This window comes from Brevundimonas sp. GW821-FHT09G01 (genome assembly GCF_059416065.1).
This window is the reverse complement of sequence record NZ_JBWKOL010000002.1, coordinates 40,934-60,954: the sequence shown is the minus strand read 5'-3', so window position 1 is coordinate 60,954 and position 20,021 is coordinate 40,934. Positions and strand designations below refer to the sequence as shown.

Genomic DNA, 20,021 nt, shown 5'->3' with positions numbered 1-20,021 from the left:
GAAGGGTTTCGATCCCAGTGGTTTCGCCCCGTCTTAACCGATTGGATCGAAAGGGCTGTCAGCATCGATCCACCGTCCGTCCACATGTGCATAGTTCACTGTATGTTCCGGTTTTCGTTCAATTTTGAGCGGGTCTGACGGTTAACGATCGTCAACTAATCCCATTGAGACCCACTCAATCCCATGCTATCCCAGAACCTCAGTAAGGGTGTGGGTGCGCCGGCTGGCGTCAACGGGATTCAGGGGAGCGGGCCTTCAGGGGCTCGAGTGGGCAGGGCGTGTTTCTCTCGACCTATGAGAAACAACTGGACGGCAAGCGCCGCCTGCTGATCCCGCAGGAGTTCCGCACCGCCGACAACGGCGCCGAGCACGGCGTGTTCTGCTTCTTCTCGATCGAGTCCGATTGCCTTGAGGCCGGCGGCGACAAGCTGATGGCCGAGTACGTCTCGATGATCGAGGAGCTGCCCTTCGGCGACGACCTGCGCACCGCCCTGGAAGAGACCTTCTACGCCGGCCAGCGTCCGCTGGCCTACGACGGCGGCGGCCGCATCACCCTGCCGGAAAGCCTGTGCCAGGAAGCCGGTCTGGGCGAGGACGTGGTCATCGTCGGCCTGGGCTCGCGCTTCCAGATCTGGGACCGCGCCCGCTGGACCGCGCGCCGCGACGAACGCCGGGCGCTGGCGCGGCAGGCCGTGCGCGAGCGCGGCGAGGCGGGCCGCAAGGCGCTGCTGGCCGGACGCCGTCCGGGCGGGGAGGGCGCATGACGTCGCCGCACGCCCCCGTCCTGATCGATGAAGTGATCGAGGCGCTGGCCCCGCGGGCCGGCGACGTGATCATCGACGCCACCTTCGGCGCCGGCGGCTATACGCGCGCCATCCTGAAGACCGGGGCGACGGTGATCGCCCTGGATCGCGACCCGACCGTGCAGCCCCACGCCGACGCGGTGGCCAACGACTATCCCGAGACCTTCCGCCTGATCCGCACGCCGTTCTCCGGGCTGGCCGACGCCTTCGCCCAGACGGATGAGGCGAAGCTGGACGGGGTGGTGTTCGACATCGGCGTGTCGTCGATGCAGCTGGACCAGGCCGAGCGCGGCTTCTCCTTCATGCGCGACGGGCCGTTGGACATGCGCATGTCCGATGAAGGCGAGACCGCCGCCGACATCGTCAACACATGGGACCACGGTCCCATGGCCCATATCTTCAAACTGTACGGCGACGAGCGTCAGTCGGGCCGGGTGGCGACCGCCATCCTGCGCCGCCGCGTCGAGAAGCCGTTCGAGCGCACGCTGGATCTGGCCGAGGTGGTCGAGAAGGCGCTGGGCGGCCGCCGCGGCGCGCCGATCCATCCGGCGACCCGGGTGTTCCAGGCCCTGCGCATCGCCGTGAACGACGAGCTGGGCGAGCTGCGCGCCGGGCTGGAGGCCGCCGAGGCGACGCTGGCGCCCGGCGGGCGGCTGGTCGTGGTGACCTTCCATTCGCTGGAAGACCGGATCGTGAAGGCCTTCCTGACCGAGCGGACCGGCAATGCGCCGGGCGGCTCGCGCCATGCGCCCGTCGCCGTCGAGACACGCAAGCCCAGCTTCACCCTGAGCTTCAAGGGCGCGGTCGAGGCGGGCGAGGCCGAGCTGGCCGCCAACCCTCGCGCCCGGTCGGCCAAGCTGCGCGCCGCCGTCCGCACCGACGCGGCCCCCTGGGGGAGGATCGCCGCATGAACGCCGCGGTCGTCGCCCGGAGCGTCAACCGCCTGTTCGCCTGGAAGGTGCGCGGGATCCGCTGGATCGAGATCATCGGCGTGCTGATGGTCGCGGCCATGATCTTCTCGGTCTATCTGGCCAAGGCCGCCGCCGCGCGCGAGAGCGCCGAGATCGCCGACCTGGAGCGCCAGATCGGCATCAGCGGCCAGCGCGTCCGCCTGCTGAAGGCCGAGGTGGCGCGGCTGGAGCAGCCGGGCCGGCTGGAGGCCCTGTCGCGCGGCGCGGGCCTGGGTCCGGTCGACATGAAGCGGCAGGCCAGCGAGGACAACCTGGCCCAGCTGCAGCCGATCCCGGAGCCGAAGCCGGTGATCATCGTCGCCCCGACCCCGGCCCTGGTTCCGGCCGCTCAGTCCGCCGCCCCGTCCGCCGCTCCGGCGGGGGAGGGCGCGCGATGAGCGTCCACGATCCCCACGCCTGGGACCGGGCCGCCCCGCGCGGACCGCGCCCTGTCGTCTACGGCATTCGCCGCCTGCTGCCGTCATGGCGCTGGCTGGCCGAGGCCATGTGGTGGGTCGAGCATTCGTTCGGCCGCGCCCGCGCCGACGCCCGGCCCGAGGAAGACACCCGCGTCCGCATCTTCGTGATCGCCTCGGCGTTCACGGCGGTGTTCTGCTGCCTCGCGCTCGGCGCGGCCCATGCGGCCCTGATGACGCCCAAGGGGGTGATCGGCTCGGCGGCCAATCCGAACGCCGTGGCCCGCGCCGACATCGTCGACCGCAACGGCGCGCTGATGGCGACCAACATCACCCACTACGGCCTGTACATCGATCCCCGCGAGGTCTGGGACCCGACGTTGGCGGCGCAGCAGATCAAGCGCGCCCTGCCGCGCATCTCGACGGCCAAGCTGCGGCGCATCCTGGCGGGCGACCGGCGCCTGATCGCCCTGCCGGGCCTGACCCCGCAGGAGAAGTCCGCCGTCCACGCGCTGGCGCTGGGCGGGGTGACGTTCGAGCCCGAGGATCGCCGGGTCTATCCGCTGGACAGCTCGGCGCGGCACGTGCTGGGCGTGGCCGACAGCGGCGGCCAGGGCCTGACCGGCGCCGAACTGGCCTTCAATGCCGATATCCGCGCCGCCGGGGCGCGGGGCGAAAGCTTCCCGCTGTCGATCGATCTGCGGGTGCAGGGCGTGCTGGAGAACGAACTGGGCGCCGCCGCCTCGGCGGTCGGGGCCAAGGGCGCCGTGGGCGTGGTCGTCGACGCGAGCACCGGCGAGGTGCTGGGCATGTCCAGCTGGCCGACGACCGACGCCCTGAACCGCGTGACCTCGGCCCATTACGAGATGGGCTCGGTGTTCAAGACCTTCACCATCGCCGCCAGCATCGACACCGGCAAGGCGGACATGAACACCATGTTCGACGCCTCGCAGCCCTACATGATCGGCAACCGCCGGATCACCGACTTCCACGCCACGAACAAGATCCTGAGCCTGGAAGAGGTCTACCTGCACTCGTCCAACATCGGCACCTCGCGGATGGCGGTGGAGCTGGGGCCGGACGTGATGCGCGACTATTTCGGCCGGTTCGGCCTGCTGGACGCCGCGCCGATCGAGCTGCACGAGTCGGCCCGGCCGCGCCGTCCGGCCAACTGGGAAGACTCGACCCGGGCCTCGATGTCGTTCGGCTACGGCATCATGATCACCCCGCTGCAGATGGCGGCGGCGACGGTGTCCCTGGTCAACGGCGGCGTCTACCGGCCGCTGTCCCTGCGCCGCGGCGGCTCGGGCGCCGAGGGCCGCCAGGTCGTCAGCCCGGAAACCTCGCGCAGCATCCGCGACCTGATGCGCGCCAACGTGCTGCGCGGCTCGGGCAAGTCGGCGAACGCCCAGGGGCTGCGCGTCGGCGGCAAGACCGGCTCGGCGAACAAGCTGGTCAACGGCCGCTATGACCCGCGTCACGGCGTGGGCTCCTTCGCCTCGGTCTTCCCGGCGGACGGTCCAGACACGACCCGCCGCTATGTGGTGTTCGTGCTGATCGACGAACCGGCCCAGGGCTCGCAGCTGGGCGGCGCGGTCGCGGCCCCGACCGTCGGACGCGTCATCGACCGGATCGCCGGCTTCCTGGGCGTCGACCGCGTGGCCGATCCCGTCATCGCTCCGGCGGCGCCCCAATGAGCGCCGTCCGCCTGTCCGACCTGCTGCGCCGCGACGTGTCGTCCGACCCGATGATCACCGGCGTCACCGCCGACAGCCGCAAGGTCGCGCCCGGTTCGCTGTTCGTGGCCCTGCCCGGCACGGCCGCCGACGGACGCGCCTTCATCCCCCAGGCGTTGTCGCAGGGCGCCGCCGCCGTGCTGGCCCCCGCCGACACCGACGCGGCCCTGGCCCCGGTGCTGGTCACCTCCGGCGACGTGCGCCGGGCCTACGCCATCGCCGCGCGCGGCTTCTACGGCGCCCAGCCCGCCCAATGCGTCGCGGTCACCGGGACCAACGGCAAGACCTCGGTCGCCGCCTTCTGCCGCCAGATCTGGGCGGCGCTGGGCCTGACCTCCGCGAGCATGGGCACACTCGGGGTTTTGAAACAGTCGGGTAACGTTAATCAGGCGTTGACCGGCCCCGGCCTGACCAGCCCGGACGCCGCCGACGCGGCGCGCCTGCTGGCCGAACTGGCGACCCAGGGCGTGACCCATCTGGCGCTGGAAGCCTCGTCGCACGGCATCGACCAGCGCCGCCTGGACGGGGTGACGCTGAAGGCGGCGGCCTTCACCAACCTGACCCAGGACCACCTGGACTACCACGGCGACATGGAGAGCTACCGGGCCGCCAAGCTACGCCTGTTCGAGACCCTGCTGCCGCGCGGCCGGACCGCCGTGCTGAACGCCGACAGCGACGCCTATTCCAGCTTCGCCTCGGCCAGCATCATGTCCGGGCTGGGCGTGATGGGCGTGGGGCAGCGCGGGCGGGACCTGGCCCTGGTCGCCCGCCGGGCGGTTCCGGAAGGCCAGCGCCTGACCATCGACGTGCAGGGCGAACTACACGAGATCCTGCTGCCGCTGGCCGGGGCCTTCCAGGCGTCGAACGCCCTCGTCGCCGCGGGCCTGTGCATCGCCGCGGGCGAGAGCGCCGGACGCGTGCTGGCGGCGATGGAGAAGATCGAGGGCGCGCAGGGCCGGCTGGAGCGCATTCCGGGCGGCGCAGGGCAGGGCGAGGTCTATGTCGACTACGCCCACACGCCCGACGGGCTGGAGACGGTGCTGAAGGCGCTGCGTCCGCACGCGACGGGCCGGCTGATCGTGGTGTTCGGCGCCGGCGGCGACCGGGACCGGGCCAAGCGGCCCCTGATGGGCGAGATCGCGGGCCGTCTGGCCGACATCGCCATCGTCACCGACGACAACCCCCGCTCGGAAGACCCCGCCTCGATCCGCAAGGCCGTGCGCGAGGGCTGTCCCGACGCGCAGGAGATCGGCGATCGCCGCAAGGCCATCCACCACGCCATCGCCCTGATGCGCGAAGGAGATGTGGTCGTGATCGCCGGAAAAGGGCATGAACAGGGCCAGATCGTCGGCGGGGTGACCCATCCCTTCGACGACGCCACCGAAGCCGCCGAAGCCCTGCGTATCCATGCCTGATTCCGAACCCCTCTGGACGTCCGCCGAGATCGAGGCCGCGACCGGAGGACGCCTGTCCGGCGCCCCCTTCGCGGCGACCGGGATCACCTACAACAGCCGCGAGATCGTTCCGGGCGACCTGTTCGTGGCGCTGAAGGGCGCGCGCGACGGGCACGACTTCGCCGACATGGCCTTCGCCAACGGCGCGGCCGGCGCGATCGTCGAGCGGGCGGTCAACGGCCCGGCCGTGATCACGGGCGACACCCTGCATGCGCTGGAGGCGCTGGGCGTCTTCTCGCGCGAGCGGGCGCCGCAGGTGAAGCGGGGCGCGGTCACCGGCTCGGTCGGCAAGACCAGCGTGACCCAGGCGATCAAGGCGGGCCTCGACCTGGCGGGGCCGGCCCACGCCTCGATCAAGAGCTACAACAACCATATCGGGGTGCCACTGACCCTGGCCCGGATGCCGCGCACGGTGGAACGGGCGGTGTTCGAGATCGGCATGAACGCGCCGGGCGAGATCGCGCCGCTGTCGAAATTCGTCCGGCCGCACGCCGCCTGCGTGACCACGGTGGGGCCGGTGCATATCGAGGCCTTCGCGGACGGCGAGGCCGGGGTGGCGGCCGAGAAGGCGTCGATCTTCGAGGGGCTGGTCCCCGGCGGGACGGCGGTGGCCAACGGCGACGTGGCCCTGTCCGGCGTCGTGTGCGACCGGGCCCGGGCGCTGGGCGCGCGGCTGGTCACCTTCGGGACCGACATGGGGCATGACGCCCGCCTGCTGGACTTCCAGCCGTTCGAGGGCGGGGCGCGGGTCAGGGCCGAGCTCTACGGCAGGCCGCTGGACTTCGAACTGGCGCAGTCGGGCTTCCACTGGGGGCTGAACAGCCTGTGCGTCCTGCTGATGCTGGATGCGCTGGACGTGCCGCTGGAGACGGGGCTGCAGGCGCTGGCCGGGTTCCGGCCGCTGGCGGGACGGGGCGAGACGATCACCGTGCGCGCGCCCGGCGGGGCCTTCACCCTGATCGACGAAAGCTACAACGCCAATCCGCTGTCGATGGCCGCGGGCTTCCGCAGCCTGGGGGCCAGGCCGGTCGCGACGGGCGGCCGCCGGATCGTGGTGCTGACCGACATGCTGGAGCTGGGCGAGCAGTCGCACGCCCTGCACGAGGGGCTGGCCGAACCGATCGCCGCCGCCGGGCTGGACCTGGTCCACGCCGCCGGGCCGGAGATGAAGCGGCTGTACGACGTCCTGCCCGCCGCCCGCCGGGGCGAGTGGCGCCAGACCGCCGCCGAACTGGCCGCCGACGCGGCCACGCTTGCAGGCCCGGGCGACATCGTCATGGTCAAGGGATCAAACGGATCGAAGGCCTCGCTGATCGCGAAGGCTCTCGCCGCGCTGGGGGAATAAGAGCGTGTTCTATCTGCTGTATCTCTACTTCCAGGACGTGGCGAAGGACTATCCGCTGCTGCACCTGATCCAGTACCAGACGGTGCGGGTGGCGCTGGCCATGGTCACGGCCATGATCGTCGCAGTGGCCATGGGCAGCCGCTTCATCGCCTGGATGCGGGTCAAGCAGGGCAAGGGCCAGCCGATCCGCTCGGACGGCCCGGTCACCCACCTGTCGAAGGTGGGCACCCCGACCATGGGCGGGCTGATGATCCTGGCGGGCATCGCGGTGGCGGTGCTGCTGTGGGGCGACCTGACCAACCCCTACATCTGGATCGTCTCGTTCGTGACCGCCGCCTTCGGCGTGCTGGGCTTCATCGACGACTACGCCAAGGTGACCAAGCAGACCTCGGCGGGGCTGACCTCGAAACAGAAGCTGGTGGCGCAGGTGATCGTCTCGGTGATCGCGGGCGTGATGACCGTGGCCTGGATGACGGTGTCGCCGACCTCGCCGGGGCTGGAGACGTCGATCGCCTTCCCGTTCTTCAAGGCGGTGCTGCTGAACATCGGCTGGTTCTATGTGGCCTTCGCCGCCTTCACGATCGTGGGCTTCTCCAACGCGGTGAACCTGACCGACGGTCTGGACGGCCTTGCCATCGTGCCGGTGATGATGGCGGCGGCCGCCTTCGGCATCATCTCCTACCTGGTCGGCAACTTCATCTTCTCCCAGTACCTGGGCGTGCACCACGTGCCGGGCTCGGGCGAGCTGGCCATCTTCTGCGCGGCCATGATCGGCGGGGGCGTGGGCTTCCTCTGGTACAACGCCCCGCCGGCCAAGATCTTCATGGGCGACACCGGTTCGCTGGCCCTGGGCGGCGCCCTGGGCGCCATCGCTGTGGCCACCAAGCATGAGCTGGTGCTGGGCATCGTCGGCGGCCTGTTCGTCGTCGAGGCCGCCTCGGTTATGATCCAGGTCGCCTACTTCAAGGCCACCAAGAAGCGCATCTTCCTGATGGCCCCGATCCACCACCATTTCGAGAAGATGGGCTGGCCGGAATCGACCGTGGTGATCCGCTTCTGGATCGTCGCGGGCATGCTGGCCCTGGCCGGCCTCGCCACCCTGAAGCTGCGCTGACGCGATGATCCCGGTTCCCGGCTTCGAAGGGCGGAGGATCGCGGTCTTCGGCCTCGGACGGTCGGGGCTGACGGCCGCGCGCGCGCTGAAGGCGGGCGGCGCCCTGCCGGTGCTGTGGGACGACAGCGTCTCCAGCCGGATGCAGGCCGAGGCCGAAGGGTTCGCGGTCGAGGACCTGACGGTCGCCGACTGGTCGGGCTTCGCGGCGCTGGTGCTGTCGCCGGGCGCGCCCCTGACCCACCCCAAGCCGCACTGGACCGTCGAGAAGGCCAAGGCCGCCGGCGTCGAGGTGATCGGCGACATCGAACTGTTCGCGCGGGCGCTGGCGGCGTTGCCGGAGGGGGAGCGGCCGGCGGTGATCGCCATCACCGGCACCAACGGCAAGTCGACCACGACGGCCCTGATCGGCTGGGTGCTGAAGAAGGCCGGGCTGACGGTGCATGTCGGCGGCAACATCGGCATCGGCGTGCTGGCCCTGCCGGCGCCGACGAAGGACGCCGTCTATGTGATCGAGGTGTCGAGCTATCAGCTGGACCTGACGACACGCTTCGCGCCGGACGTGGCGATCCTGACCAACGTCAGCCCGGACCATCTGGACCGGCACGGGGGGATGGAGGGGTATGTCGCGGCGAAGGCGCGGATCTTCGCCCATGCCGCGCTGTCGCTGGTCGGGGTGGACGAGGATTGGGGTCGCAGGGTCGTGGATGAACTGACGGCCCGAGGCCTTTCGGGTGTTCGCATCTCCACATCCGCTCATCCCGGCGAAAGCCGGGACCCAGTGCTGTCCAGCGAGGCGCAGGCGCGTCGGGACGGCGACCCGAGCGAGGCCGCGCTTACCGATCTTCCAAAGGACTGGGTCCCGGCTTTCGCCGGGATGAGCGGAGAGATGGGGGCTGTACCGGGACAGCTCACCGTCGCGGGAAACGTCATCGCCGAACTGACCGCCGCCCGCTCGCTGCCCGGCCGACACAACGCCCAGAACGCCGCTTTCGCCTATGCGGCCGCGCGAGCCGTCGAGGTGTCGCATGACGCGGCGATTGAAGGCCTCCTGTCCTTCCCCGGTCTCGCGCACCGGATGGAGACCGTGGGTCACCTCGGCAAGGTGCGGTTCGTCAACGACTCCAAGGCCACCAACGCGGATGCGGCGCGGCAGGCGCTGATGTCCTACGACCGCAGCTTCTGGATCGCCGGTGGCCGCGCCAAGGCGGGCGGGATCGACGACCTGGAGGACCTGTTCCCCCGGGTGGTCGAGGCCTTCCTGATCGGCGAGGCGGCTGGGCCGTTCGCGGCAAGGCTGGGCGAGACGCCGCACCGGATCAGCGGCGACATGGCCAGTGCTGTGCAGCAGGCCTATGAGGCCGCCACCGCGACCGGTCGAGAGGAGGTGGTGCTGCTGAGCCCCGCCGCCGCCAGCTTCGACCAATATCCTGACTTCGAAGCGAGGGGAGAGGCGTTCCGCGCCGCCGTCCTGGCCCTCGGCGCGATCCCCGCGAGCGCCTCATGAGCCAGCAGGGCTACAATCCCGCCTTCTCGCGCAACGACCAGAGCCTGCTGGCGCAGTGGTTCTGGACCGTGGACCGGGGCCTGCTGGCCGCGGCCCTGACGTTGATGGGGCTGGGGGTGGCGTTGAGCTTCGCCTCGTCGCCCGCCGCCATCCTGGCCGACCAGTCGATCTCGGACCCGTTCCACTATTCGTGGCGGATGATGGTGTTCGCGGGCGCGGGGCTGGGGGCGATGCTGACCATGTCCCTGCTGTCGCCGCGCGGCGTGCGGCGGATCGCGGTGCTGGTCCTGCTGGGGGCCATCTGCATCATGGCCCTGCTGCCCTTCATCGGCGACACGGTGAAGGGCGCGGCGCGCTGGATCAACCTGGGGCCGTTCAGCCTGCAGCCGTCCGAGTTCGCCAAGCCCAGCCTGATCGTCTTCGCCGCCTGGATGTTCGCCGAGGCGCAGAAGGGGCAGGGGGTGCCGGGCGTCAGCATCGCTTTCGGGGCCTGGGCCCTGACCGTGGGCCTGCTGCTGATCCAGCCGGACATCGGCCAGACCCTGCTGATCACCACCACCTTCATGGCCGTCTTCTTCATGGCCGGGGTGCCGCTGAAGTGGGTGATGGCGCTGGCCGCCGCCGGGGGCGCGGGCGTCGTGGGCCTGTTCTTCACCTTCAGCCACATGCGCGACCGCCTGAGCCGCTTCGGCTCGGACGACGCCGGGGCCACCTACCAGATCGACCGCGCGTCCGAGGCCATCCGGGCGGGCGGGCTGGTCGGCCGGGGCGTGGGCGAGGGGGTGATGAAGCGCTCGGTGCCCGACCTGCACACCGACTTCATCTATTCCGTCGGGGCCGAGGAGTTCGGCCTGGTGCTGAGCCTGGCCATGATCGGCCTGTACGCCTTCATCGTCATCCGCGGGATGCGGCTGGCGATGAAGCTGAACGACCCGTTCGAGCAGGTGGCGGCCGCCGGGCTGTTCATGCTGATCGGGCTGCAGGCCTGCATCAACATCGCGGTGAACCTGAACCTGATCCCGACCAAGGGCATGACCCTGCCCTTCATCAGCTACGGCGGCTCGTCTATGCTGGCCATGGGTCTGACCATGGGCTTCGCCCTGAGCCTGACCCGCCGTCGCCCGGGCGCCTACGAGCCCGGAACCACCCTCGGCGCCCGCCGCCGCATCCTGCCTTAGGACTCACCCAGCGCGAGCGGCTTGAGTGAGTTCTGAATCCATGGTTGTTTTTCGACACAACCATTGGGGGATGTAATGCGACTGAACAGGCTCTCCATCATCGGGCTCGTGGCGGCGATTCCGGCCCTTGCGGCCACCGCCAGCGCGGCCCTGCCGCGCGACATGACCATCATCGACTACTACACCGATGCGACGCATCAGGAGCAGGCGGGGACCTACGTCGAATTCTGCTCGGGTCGTCGCACGACGGTGGGCACGGTGACGGCCTTCACAGAAACCACGCGTCACCGGTGCTATAATGGTATCGACTACGATCTGTTGATCTCCGACTGGTACAAGTTCAACTGTGCCCAGCCGGGCGTGACCTGTTTCTTTTACTGAGCCTAAGGCCCGCCATCCGAGCCTGAAGCGGATTGCGTGTGGGGCTGATGACCAGCTTGTCTGAATGCCGGTGAAAGTCTGTGTCGTCGCCGCCGGGGGCACCGGCGGCCACATGTTCCCCGCCGAGGCCCTGTCGCGCGAACTGGCGGGGCGCGGCTGGCGCATCGTACTGGCCACCGATCATCGCGGCGAGCAGTACGCGCACGGCTTTCCCGCCGAGGAGCGGCTGGCGCTGGACGCCGCCACGGGGCGCGGGCCCATCGGCATGGCCAAGGCCGGCGTGGCGATCCTGAAGGGGGTGATGCAGGCGCGCGCGGCCCTGACCCGGCTGGACGCCTCGGTCGTGGTCGGCTTCGGCGGCTATCCGTCGGCGCCCGCCCTGCTGGCGGCGCTGAGCCAGAAGCGCCCGACCCTGCTGCATGAGCAGAACGCGGTGCTGGGCCGCACCAACCGCTGGCTGTCGCCCTATGTTGGGGCCATCGCCTCGTCCTTCCCCAACCTGCAGAAGGTCCCGCAGGCGGTGGGTGCGCGCGTGACCCTGATCGGCAATCCGGTGCGCCCGGACATCCGCGCCCTGTGCGACCGGCCCTTCGTCGCCCCGGCGGGCGAGGCCCCCATCCATGTGCTGGTCACCGGCGGCAGCCAGGGCGCGCGCATCCTGTCCGAGACCGCGCCGCGCGCGCTGGCGGCCCTGCCCGAGACCCTGCGCCGCCGCCTGAAGGTGCAGCAGCAGTCGCGGCCCGAGACGCTGGAGACCGCGCGCCAGATTTATCTGGAGGCCGGGATCGAGGCCGAGGTGGCCCCCTTCTTCCGCGACATGGCCGCCCGCCTGTCGGCGGCGCACCTGGTCATCGGCCGGGCCGGAGCCTCGACCTGTTCTGAGCTGGCGGTGGCGGCCGTGCCGTCGCTGTTGATCCCGCTGAAGATCGCCATGGACGACCACCAGCGCTTCAACGCCGCCAGCCTGGCCGACGCCGGCGGGGCCGAGGTGATGCTGGAGGACGCGGTGACGGTGGAGGCGATGACGGCGGCGCTGGACGCCATCCTGTCCGACCCCGCCCGCCTGAGGGCCATGAGCGCCGGGGCCCGCTCCGCCGCCCTGCCGGACGCGACGGCGGACCTGGCGGACATGGTGGAAGCCGCCGCGATCACCTGAACGGTTCTGATCGACGGCTTCGCGCGTTACAGCTTCACCATGCCGACCTTCATCACCGATCTGACCCACGAGGTCTTCCGTCTGTGGCGGGAGTTCTACTGGCTGCCCGAATGGGTGGTGATCAGCGTGATCGTCGTCAGCTGCGTCTTCATCGGCTGGGCGGCGAACCAGCTGGTGTTCTGGCTGCTGCAGCTGGCGGTGAAGAACCGCAGCCTGTTCTGGCGGGGGTCCGTTGGACGGGCGCGGCTGAAGGTGCGGATCGCGGTGATGATCGCGGCCATGGCGCTGGCGGTGACCATCTCTCCGCTGGATCCCGGCCCGTCGCTGGTGATCCGCCAGACCCTGTGGTTCGGCTTCATCCTGACGCTGGGCTGGATGCTGATCGGGGCCAGCGACATGTGGGCGGTGGTCTATCTGCGCCGCTTCAACATGGCCGAGGAAGACAACCTCATCGCCCGCAAGCATGTGACGCAGGCGCGCATCCTGCAGCGTGTGGCGGCCCTGCTGATCGCCATCGTGACCCTGGGGCTGGCGCTGATGACCATCGGCGCGGTGCGGCAGTGGGGCATGAGCCTGCTGGCCTCGGCGGGGGTGGTCGGCATCATCGCCGGCCTGGCGCTGCAGCCGCTGCTGACCAACATGATCGCGGGGGTGCAGATCGCCACGGCCCAGCCGATCCGGCTGGACGACGCCGTGATCGTCGAGGGCGAATGGGGGCAGGTGGAGGAGATCACCTCGACCTATGTGGTGGTCAAGCTGTGGGACTGGCGGCGGATGATCCTGCCGCTGAGCTATTTCATCTCCAAGCCGTTCCAGAACTGGACGCGCGAGACGGCCCGGCTGATCGGCTCGGCCTTCCTGTACGTGGACTATGAGGCGCCGATCGACCGGCTGCGGACCGAGCTGGAGCGCATCTGCCGGGCCAGCGCCTACTGGGATGGCGACGTGGTCAATCTGCAGGTCACCGACGTCACCGACCGGGTCGCCCAGATCCGCTGCCTGGCCAGCGCCCGCAACGCGCCGACCGCCTTCGATCTGCGTTGCGAGATCCGCGAGAAGATGCTGGCCTTCATGCGCGACCAGTGCCCGGAGGCCCTGCCGAAGCAGCGGCAGCTGAATGCGGGGCTGGGTGAAGATCGGATCTCATAAATCCGCTCATCCCGGCGAAAGCCGGGACCCAGTGATTTGGGTGATGTGATTATGGCGGATGGCTCCTAACCCCAGTCCGGAAACGCTCGCGCCAAGCTGGACAGGACTGGGTCCCGGCTTTCGCCGGGATGAGCGGAAATTATTGAGCCAAAGCCTCGCGGCCGACGCTGACCGCGTCTTCCAGCGTCCGGACGCCGTAGGGGCCGACCGAGTCCGGGGCGCAGGCGGCGGCCAGAAGTTCGGCCGCATCGCCGCCCGGCACGGCGTCATAGGCCGGGGCGGGGTCGGGCGTCGCGGGGCCTTCCGCGCCGCCGGCCTTCACCGCGGCGAAGTCCAGCCGGTCCGCCGTGCGGGCGGCGCAGTCGAACCGCCACCACGACCAGCCGCCCCAATAGGCCTGGTCGCCGACGTGGAAATCCTCTTCCGTCACCTGGAAGGCGCGCAGGCGCACCGCCTCGCCGTCGCGCTCCAGCGAGACCATGTCGGCCAGCACGGCGAACCGGCCGACGCTGATCAGGACGAAGCGGTGCTCGCCCTCGTCGCCGTCCCGCGCCTGGCCGGGAAGGGCCGAGGTCGCGAGCAGGGCGGCGGTCAGGGCGGCCTTCAGCAGGAGATGTTTCATCCCGCCATCGTAACCGGACGTTGACCGCGCCGCGAGTACAAGGCGGGCATGACGCGCTTCATGACGCTGGATTTCGCCGACGGGGACCGGGCCGGACTGCTGGGGCAGGTCGCCGCCCTGGCGCGCGCGCCCTACGGCTATGTCGTCACGCCCAACGTCGACCACGTGATCAAGCTGATGGACGGACGGGTGGACGCCGAGGTCTATCGCGGCGCGGCCCTGATGACCTGCGACAGCCGGATCCTGGCCCATCTCGCGCGGCTGCGGGGCAAGCGGCTGTCGGTCTATCCGGGCTCTGACATGACGGCGGACCTGCTGGCCTCGGACCACGACCTGACCTTCGGCGTGTTCGGTCCGGACCGCGCGGCCTTCGATGATCTGGCGGCCCTGTACCCGCGCCGTCGCTTCACCTTCGTCGCGGCACCGATGCTGACGCCAGGCACGCCCGAATGGGATGCGGCGGTGAAGACGGCCTGCGCGGCCGAGTGGGATGTATTGCTGGCCTGCGTCTCCTTTCCCAAGCAGGAGCGGTTCGCCCACGCCCTGCGCGCCGCCGGCCGCCCGTTCGGCGTGACCCTGTGCGTGGGAGCGTCGGTGGACTTCCTGACCGGAAGGCAGCAGCGGGCGCCCAAGGTGTTCCAGCAGTTGTCGCTGGAATGGCTGCACCGGCTGCTGAGCCAGCCAAAGCGGATGTTCCGCCGCTATGTGGTCGAGGGGCCGGCGATCTTCGGATGGTTCGTCAGGACGGAAGTGCTGGGGCAGCGGTAGCTTCTCCCCCGAGCGTAGCGACAGGGGGAGGAACTCGGCGCCTAAGCCACCAGCGTTTCCGCCTGCGTCAGGTCCACGCTGACCAGCTGCGACACCCCGCGTTCGGGCATGGTCACGCCGTAGAGGCGGTCCATGCGGCTCATGGTCACCGGGTTGTGGGTGATGACGATGAAGCGGGTGTCGGTGCGGTTGCGCATCTCGTTCAGCATCCGGCAGAAGCGGTCGACGTTGGCGTCGTCCAGCGGGGCGTCGACCTCGTCCAGCACGCAGACGGGCGCGGGATTGGCCAGGAAGACGGCGAAGATCAGGGCCGCCGCCGTCAGGGCCTGCTCGCCGCCGGACATCAGGCTCATGACCGCCAGACGCTTGCCGGGCGGGCAGGCGAAGATCTCCAGGCCGGCCTCCAGCGGATCGTCGCTCTCGACCAGTTTCAGCTCGGCCTGACCGCCGCCGAACAGTGCCTCGAACAGAGCCTTGAAGTTGTCGTTGATGACGTCGAAGGCGGCGATCAGGCGCTCGCGGCCCTCGGCGTTCAGCTCGTCGATGCCGTCGCGCAGCTTGGCGATGGCGCTGGTCAGGTCCGAGCGCTCGACCTTCATGGTCTGGAGCCGGTCCCCGTATTCGTTGGCCTCTTGCTCGGCCAGCAGGTTGACCGCGCCCAGCTGCTCGCGTTCGCGCTCCAGCCCGAACAGCAGGCTCTCGGCGCCGGCGGCGTCGGGCGGGCGGGCGATGGCGTCGTCGGTCAGCTTCTGGCCCAGCTCTTCCGGCGACATCTGCGCCGTCTCGCGGACGTTGGCGGTGGCGTCGGCCAGGCGTTCGGCGGCGGCCTCGGCGCGGGCGGCCAGGCCGGCGCGGGCCTCGCGGGCCTGGGAGGCCGCGCTCTCGGCGGCGCGGGCCGTGCGGTCGGCCTCGCCGGCGGCGCCCTCGGCCACGGCCAGGGCGTCGGCGGCGGTCTTGCGGCGGGTCTCGGCCACGGTCAGGGCGTCCAGCAGGGTCGAGCGCTGGGCGGCCAGTTGCTCGGGCGCGTCGGAGGCCTGCTTCAGCTTGGCGGCGGTGGCGCCAGCGTCCTTCTCCAGGGCGACGATGCGGGCCTTGGCGTCCCTGGCGCGTGCGGCCCAGCCGTCGCGCTCGCGCTTCAGGCCCTCGATGCGCGACTGGCGGCCCGCCACCTCGCGCGCCTCGGCGTCGCGCTCGACCCGGGCGGTGGCGGCGGCGCCGCGCGCGGTGTCGGCCGACGCGCGGGCGGCGGTCAGGTCGTCGCGCAGGGCGGCCAGGGTCTCGGACGGGGCCTCAGTCCCCTGAGCCTCGGCCCGGGCGGTCTCGGCGGCCTCGACCTCGGTGGTCAGGCGCACCAGGGTTTCGTCCAGCGCCTGGGCGCGGGCCTCCTTGCGCGCCTGTTCGCGGCCCAGGGCCTCGACGCGGTCGCGGGCGGCGGTCAGGGCCTTGTCGAGCGGGAAGGGCGCGGCGCGGGCGGTCTTCACCGTCTCCTCGGCGGCGCGGAAGGCGTCGCCGGCGGTCTTCAGGGCGGTCTGGGCGGCCTCCAGCGCGGGCTTGCCCTGATCGATCTCGGCTTCCAGCTCCGACAGCCGGGTGCGCTGCGCCAGACGGACGGCGGCGGGACGCGGGGCCTCGGCGCGCTGGACGAAGCCGTCCCAGCGCCACAGGTCGCCCCCGGTGGTGACCAGGCGGGCGCCGACGGGCAGGGTCTTGGCCAGCGTCGCGATCTCGCCCTTGTCCGCCACGCCGCAGAGGGCGAGACGCGCCTTCAGCTGGTCGGGCGCCGAGACGTGGTCGGCCAGGGGCGTCACGCCCTTGGGCCACGACGGCGCGGGAACCTCGGCCCCGGCCCAGTGGGCGGCGGCGCGGGCGTCCAGCGCGGCGTCCAGATCGTCGCCGAGGGCGGCCGCGAGGGCGGCTTCATAGCCCTTGTCGGCCTGGACCTTGTCGAGCGCGGGCGGATGCTCGCGCTTGCCCTGGACCAGCAGCTGGGCGAGGCCGCGGGCCTCGGTCTGCAGGCGGCCCAGACGGTCCTCGGCGGCGCGGGCGGCCTGGCGGGCCTCCTGCTCGACGCGGGCCTTGTCGCCCCGGTCGGCCTCGGCGCTCTCGACGGCGGCGCGGGCGGCGGCGAGGGCGGCCTGGGCCTGCTCCAGCGCGGTCCTGGCGGCCTCGATCTCGGGCGTTTCGAGCGGGCCGAGGGCCTCGCGCTCGCGCTGGGCTGACGCCAGCTGCGCCTTGGCGCGTTCGACGCGGGCTTCGGCGTCGCGCTTGCGGGCGTTCTCGGCGGAGACGCGGGCCTCGACGGCGGCGACGGCGCCGGCGACGCGCTCGACCTCGGCGTCGGCGGCCTTGCGGGCGTCCTCGGCGGCGGCGAGGGCGGTGTCCAGCTGGGGCCCGCGCGCGGGGGCGGCGGCGATCTCGGCGGTCAGGGTCTCGAAGGCCTCGGTCAGGCGGGCCAGTTCGCTTTCGGCATCCCCGGCCATGCCGGTCTCGCGCTCGATGTCGGCGGCGATGCGGACGCCTTCGCTCTTGAGGCGGTCAACCTCGGCGCGGGCGGCCTGTTCGGCCATGTCCAGCCGGTCGCGCTCAAGGCTGGCGCGGTGCAGCAGGGCGCCGGCGACGGCGTCCTCCTCGCGGGCGGGCTTCAGGGCTTCCTGGGCGTTGAGCGACGCCGTCTGCGCCCGGCCCGAGGCGGTCGTCGCGTCCAGCACCGCGCGGTCGGCCTCGGCCAGCTCCTGAGCGGCGGTCTCGGCGGCGACGCGGGCGTCGTTCCAGCGGACGAACAGCAGGGAGGCCTGCAGGGCGCGGATCTCGGCGGAGATCTTCTTGTATTTCTCGGCCTGCCGCGCCTCGCGCTTCAGCCGGGTCAGGGTGGTCTCCAGCTCGCGGCCGATGTCGTCCAGCCGTTCGAGGTTGGTCTCGGCGGCCCGGAGGCGCAACTCGGCCTCGTGGCGGCGGGTGTGCAGGCCGGCGACGCCGCCCGCCTCTTCCAGGATGCGGCGGCGGTTCTGCGGCTTGGCGGCGATCAGCTCGCTGATCTGGCCCTGGCGGACCAGGGCGGGGCTGTTGGCGCCGGTCGAGGCGTCGGCGAACAGCAGCTGGACGTCGCGGGCGCGCACCTCCTTGCCGTTGATGCGGTAGGTCGAGCCCTGGCCCCGGTCGATGCGGCGTGAGACCTCGAGGATCGGGCTGTCGGTGAAGGGCTGGGGCGCACGCCGCTGGGCGTTGTCGATGGTCAGCTGGACTTCGGCGTGGCTGCGCGGCGGGCGGTTGGCGGCCCCGGCGAAGATGACGTCGTCCATGCCCTGGCCGCGCATGGCCTTGGCCGAGTTGGCGCCCATGACCCAGCGCAGGCTTTCCAGGACGTTCGACTTGCCGCAGCCGTTCGGCCCCACGATGCCGGTCAGGCCAGGCTCGATATGGAACTCCGACGCGTCGACGAAGGATTTGAAACCGACAAGCCTGAGGCGCTGGAATTGCACCGGCGGCGGGGCTCTAGCGGGCCGCGGCGGCCGCGCGGACAGCGACCTCCAGACCGCCCAGGGAGCGGTCGGTCACGCGGCGGCCGTTGACGAAGAAGGCCGGGGTGGTGGTGGCGTCGGCGGCGATGGCGCCGTCGATATCGCGCTGGAGCGCCGTCCGGGTGGCGGGCAGGTTCACGCAGGCGTCGATCTGGGCCCGGGTGCGGCCGCTGGCGGCGATGGCCGGGTCGTACCAGTCTTCCTGCTTGCCGCCGCGCAGCAGGGCGGCCTGGCCGCTCATCAGGACCGAGGCGACGTCGAAGAATTTGTCCGTCGCCGCGCACCGGGCCAGGGCCGCGGCGGGCATGGACAGCTGTTCCGGATCGGTCGGCAGGTTGCGGAAGACGAACCGCACCTGGCCGGTGTCGATCAGGCGCTGCTTGAACAGCGGGAAGACGAACTGGTGCCAGTCCGCGCAGTGGTGGCAGGTGAAGGAGGCGTACTCGATCACCGTCACCGGCGCGTCGGCCCGGCCCAGCACGCGGTCGGACGCCGTGACGGGCGGCACCGGCTCGGTCGCCGCCGCCCGCGACGGCGCGGAGGCCGTCGCGATGGGCGCCAGCAGAGCCAGCGCCGCAAGCAGCAGAGATCGCCGGAGCGCCGTCACGGCCTGTCCTTACTTGGCCAGGGCGGCGTCGATCGCCGTCGAGAGGTCGGCCAGCGAGGCGCCGCTGTTCGAGCCGGGGGTGATCACGGTCACGCCGTTGACCAGGAAGGTCGGGGTGCCGGTCACGCCGTTGCGCTGGGCGGCGCGGTCGCGGTCGTCGCCGGCCTTCAGGTTGGCCGGGTCCTTGATGCAGGCCTCGATCTGCTGGTTCGACAGGCCGGCGCCGTTGCCGATCCGGTAGAGAGTGCTGCGGGGATCCGGGCCCTGCAGTTCGGCGAGGTTGGCCATCAGCTCGTGGACCACATCGAAATACTTGTCCTCGCCGGCGCAGCGCGCGACCGAGAAGCCGGCGCCGGCGACGTTGGCCGGCGGGGTGCGCAGTTCGCGGAAGACGTAGCGGACCTTCTGGGTGTCGACATACTTGGCCTTGAAGCCAGGCCAGGTCTCCTGCTGCCAGGCGGCGCAGTGGGGGCAGGTGACCGAGGCGTATTCGATGACGGTGACCTTGGCGCCTTCGGCGGCGCCCAGGGCCATGTCGCCGTCGGCCGGGGTGCCGGCGTTGCCGGTGCAGCCGGCCAGGGTCGCCATGGCCGCGAGGGCCGCGGCGGTCATCGCCGCGCGGCGGCTCATGTCGGCGTAACGGAGCTTCATGGGATCTTCCTCACCTCGACGGGATTTCGGAGCATCGCGCGATTCCCCGCAAAGTCGCGCTGCCGTGGTTTTCGAGAACAGGTGCGGCGAAGTTTTGTCAACGCCGCCCTTCGCCGCGATCCCCAAGAATGACGCGGCCCAGCCTTTCCAGCGCGCCCTTCAGCGCGTCGGGGGCGGCGGCGACGGAGGCCTTGAGCTCGGCTTCCTGATGGGCGGGCAGGGGGGCTGCGGCCGCGGCCTTGCGGGCGGGGAGGACTGGACTGTCGGGCAGGGGCTTCACCGGCCCTTGGGCGATGCGCAGCTTCTCGACCGTGCCCGGCCCGAGGAACAGGTTCACCCGCTGCAGGATCTCTTCGGACTGGTGCTGGACCAGCAGGGCCGCCGGACCGGCGACGCGGAGTTCCAGGGTTCCGCCGTTCTCGCCCCGGCCCTTGGTCAGTTTCTGCGGGCGGGTGACGCGGGCCAGTCGTTCACCGACGATCTCGCGCCAGCGGGGCTCCAGCGCGCCGGCGCCGCGCCCAAGCTTGCCGTCCAGCTCCTTGATCAGCCCCTGCAGCGCGCGGCCCGCCTTGGGCGCCGGGCGCGGGGCCGGGCGCGTGCGGCGTCGGGACAGGATTTCCCGGGCTTCGGCTTCGGTGGGCAGCGGGCGGCGCATTTCCGGGTTATAGC

At 71.1% G+C, this 20,021-nt stretch carries 18 protein-coding genes; 13 read left to right on the top strand and 5 right to left on the bottom strand.

The annotated features are described in order from the left end of the window. Positions 1–278: 278 nt before the first annotated feature. The 12 genes from AC07NB_RS05035 to AC07NB_RS04980 all read left to right on the top strand — a co-directional run bounded on the left by AC07NB_RS05035 (position 279) and on the right by AC07NB_RS04980 (position 13,186). Complete coding sequence (locus AC07NB_RS05035) at positions 279–764, top strand: division/cell wall cluster transcriptional repressor MraZ (RefSeq protein WP_494571172.1); 486 nt, start codon at positions 279–281, stop codon at positions 762–764. After that, entirely contained in the window at positions 761–1,714 is a 954-nt protein-coding gene (gene rsmH, locus AC07NB_RS05030) for a 16S rRNA (cytosine(1402)-N(4))-methyltransferase RsmH (protein ID WP_494571171.1), read from the top strand. The genes AC07NB_RS05035 and rsmH overlap by 4 nt, the downstream gene beginning before the upstream one ends. Beyond that, positions 1,711–2,151 (top strand): cell division protein FtsL, encoded by a 441-nt coding sequence (gene ftsL / locus AC07NB_RS05025; RefSeq protein WP_494571170.1) that lies wholly within the window; start codon positions 1,711–1,713, stop codon positions 2,149–2,151. The genes rsmH and ftsL overlap by 4 nt, the downstream gene beginning before the upstream one ends. Next, positions 2,148–3,866 (top strand): peptidoglycan D,D-transpeptidase FtsI family protein, encoded by a 1,719-nt coding sequence (locus tag AC07NB_RS05020; protein ID WP_492313774.1) that lies wholly within the window; start codon positions 2,148–2,150, stop codon positions 3,864–3,866. Before ftsL ends, AC07NB_RS05020 begins: the two co-directional genes overlap by 4 nt. Next, positions 3,863–5,320: a UDP-N-acetylmuramoyl-L-alanyl-D-glutamate--2,6-diaminopimelate ligase gene (locus tag AC07NB_RS05015; RefSeq protein ID WP_494571169.1), complete on the top strand. Its 1,458-nt coding sequence runs from the start codon at positions 3,863–3,865 to the stop codon at positions 5,318–5,320. Before AC07NB_RS05020 ends, AC07NB_RS05015 begins: the two co-directional genes overlap by 4 nt. Then, positions 5,313–6,704, top strand: a complete 1,392-nt coding sequence (locus AC07NB_RS05010) for a UDP-N-acetylmuramoyl-tripeptide--D-alanyl-D-alanine ligase (RefSeq protein WP_494571168.1) — start codon at positions 5,313–5,315, stop codon at positions 6,702–6,704. Before AC07NB_RS05015 ends, AC07NB_RS05010 begins: the two co-directional genes overlap by 8 nt. Positions 6,705–6,708: 4 nt before the next feature. Further along, positions 6,709–7,818 carry a phospho-N-acetylmuramoyl-pentapeptide-transferase gene (mraY, locus tag AC07NB_RS05005; protein ID WP_492313772.1) on the top strand — a complete coding sequence of 370 codons (1,110 nt, stop codon included), beginning with the start codon at positions 6,709–6,711 and terminating at the stop codon, positions 7,816–7,818. A gap of 4 nt (positions 7,819–7,822) precedes the next feature. Continuing rightward, positions 7,823–9,322 carry a UDP-N-acetylmuramoyl-L-alanine--D-glutamate ligase gene (murD, locus tag AC07NB_RS05000; RefSeq protein ID WP_494571167.1) on the top strand — a complete coding sequence of 500 codons (1,500 nt, stop codon included), beginning with the start codon at positions 7,823–7,825 and terminating at the stop codon, positions 9,320–9,322. Continuing rightward, positions 9,319–10,500, top strand: coding sequence for an FtsW/RodA/SpoVE family cell cycle protein (locus AC07NB_RS04995; RefSeq protein WP_291839505.1), 1,182 nt, complete (start codon positions 9,319–9,321; stop codon positions 10,498–10,500). The genes murD and AC07NB_RS04995 overlap by 4 nt, the downstream gene beginning before the upstream one ends. 75 nt (positions 10,501–10,575) lie before the next feature. Beyond that, positions 10,576–10,881: a hypothetical protein gene (locus tag AC07NB_RS04990; RefSeq protein ID WP_494571166.1), complete on the top strand. Its 306-nt coding sequence runs from the start codon at positions 10,576–10,578 to the stop codon at positions 10,879–10,881. A 64-nt stretch (positions 10,882–10,945) separates the two neighbouring features. Then, on the top strand, positions 10,946–12,037 hold the full coding sequence (gene murG / locus AC07NB_RS04985; RefSeq protein ID WP_494571165.1) for an undecaprenyldiphospho-muramoylpentapeptide beta-N-acetylglucosaminyltransferase: 1,092 nt from the start codon (positions 10,946–10,948) through the stop codon (positions 12,035–12,037). A gap of 39 nt (positions 12,038–12,076) precedes the next feature. Continuing rightward, a complete protein-coding gene (locus AC07NB_RS04980; RefSeq protein WP_494571164.1) occupies positions 12,077–13,186 on the top strand; it encodes a mechanosensitive ion channel family protein in 1,110 nt (369 codons plus the stop codon). Between the two features lie 139 nt (positions 13,187–13,325). Here AC07NB_RS04980 and AC07NB_RS04975 read toward each other — a convergent pair whose 3' ends face one another. Then, positions 13,326–13,808: a hypothetical protein gene (locus AC07NB_RS04975; RefSeq protein ID WP_494571163.1), complete on the bottom strand. Its 483-nt coding sequence runs from the start codon at positions 13,806–13,808 to the stop codon at positions 13,326–13,328. Between the two features lie 48 nt (positions 13,809–13,856). Between AC07NB_RS04975 and AC07NB_RS04970 the strand changes: the two genes are divergently transcribed. Continuing rightward, positions 13,857–14,576, top strand: coding sequence for a WecB/TagA/CpsF family glycosyltransferase (locus AC07NB_RS04970; protein WP_494571162.1), 720 nt, complete (start codon positions 13,857–13,859; stop codon positions 14,574–14,576). 41 nt (positions 14,577–14,617) lie between these two features. On the opposite strand, the gene smc is transcribed toward AC07NB_RS04970, so the two are convergent. The 4 genes from smc to AC07NB_RS04950 all read right to left on the bottom strand — a co-directional run bounded on the left by smc (position 14,618) and on the right by AC07NB_RS04950 (position 20,007). After that, a complete protein-coding gene (gene smc / locus AC07NB_RS04965; RefSeq protein WP_494572560.1) occupies positions 14,618–18,055 on the bottom strand; it encodes a chromosome segregation protein SMC in 3,438 nt (1,145 codons plus the stop codon). Positions 18,056–18,068: 13 nt separating this feature from the next. Beyond that, positions 18,069–18,701 carry a thioredoxin domain-containing protein gene (locus AC07NB_RS04960; RefSeq protein ID WP_492313764.1) on the bottom strand — a complete coding sequence of 211 codons (633 nt, stop codon included), beginning with the start codon at positions 18,699–18,701 and terminating at the stop codon, positions 18,069–18,071. A gap of 9 nt (positions 18,702–18,710) precedes the next feature. Continuing rightward, on the bottom strand, positions 18,711–19,352 hold the full coding sequence (locus tag AC07NB_RS04955; RefSeq protein ID WP_494572485.1) for a thioredoxin domain-containing protein: 642 nt from the start codon (positions 19,350–19,352) through the stop codon (positions 18,711–18,713). 97 nt (positions 19,353–19,449) lie between these two features. Then, complete coding sequence (locus AC07NB_RS04950) at positions 19,450–20,007, bottom strand: DUF721 domain-containing protein (RefSeq protein WP_291835991.1); 558 nt, start codon at positions 20,005–20,007, stop codon at positions 19,450–19,452. Positions 20,008–20,021: the final 14 nt, after the last annotated feature.

Excerpts from the sequence above, each read along its gene's own strand:
- rsmH (WP_494571171.1), top strand. The coding sequence starts at position 761 with ATGACGTCGCCGCACGCCCCCGTCCTGATCGATGAAGTGATCGAGGCG.
- ftsL (WP_494571170.1), top strand. The coding sequence starts at position 1,711 with ATGAACGCCGCGGTCGTCGCCCGGAGCGTCAACCGCCTGTTCGCCTGG.
- AC07NB_RS05020 (WP_492313774.1), top strand. The coding sequence starts at position 2,148 with ATGAGCGTCCACGATCCCCACGCCTGGGACCGGGCCGCCCCGCGCGGA.
- AC07NB_RS05015 (WP_494571169.1), top strand. The coding sequence starts at position 3,863 with ATGAGCGCCGTCCGCCTGTCCGACCTGCTGCGCCGCGACGTGTCGTCC.
- AC07NB_RS05010 (WP_494571168.1), top strand. The coding sequence starts at position 5,313 with ATGCCTGATTCCGAACCCCTCTGGACGTCCGCCGAGATCGAGGCCGCG.
- murD (WP_494571167.1), top strand. The coding sequence starts at position 7,823 with ATGATCCCGGTTCCCGGCTTCGAAGGGCGGAGGATCGCGGTCTTCGGC.
- AC07NB_RS04995 (WP_291839505.1), top strand. The coding sequence starts at position 9,319 with ATGAGCCAGCAGGGCTACAATCCCGCCTTCTCGCGCAACGACCAGAGC.
- AC07NB_RS04990 (WP_494571166.1), top strand. The coding sequence starts at position 10,576 with ATGCGACTGAACAGGCTCTCCATCATCGGGCTCGTGGCGGCGATTCCG.
- murG (WP_494571165.1), top strand. The coding sequence starts at position 10,946 with ATGCCGGTGAAAGTCTGTGTCGTCGCCGCCGGGGGCACCGGCGGCCAC.
- AC07NB_RS04980 (WP_494571164.1), top strand. The coding sequence starts at position 12,077 with ATGCCGACCTTCATCACCGATCTGACCCACGAGGTCTTCCGTCTGTGG.
- AC07NB_RS04975 (WP_494571163.1), bottom strand. The coding sequence starts at position 13,808 with ATGAAACATCTCCTGCTGAAGGCCGCCCTGACCGCCGCCCTGCTCGCG.
- AC07NB_RS04970 (WP_494571162.1), top strand. The coding sequence starts at position 13,857 with ATGACGCGCTTCATGACGCTGGATTTCGCCGACGGGGACCGGGCCGGA.
- AC07NB_RS04955 (WP_494572485.1), bottom strand. The coding sequence starts at position 19,352 with ATGAAGCTCCGTTACGCCGACATGAGCCGCCGCGCGGCGATGACCGCC.
- AC07NB_RS04950 (WP_291835991.1), bottom strand. The coding sequence starts at position 20,007 with ATGCGCCGCCCGCTGCCCACCGAAGCCGAAGCCCGGGAAATCCTGTCC.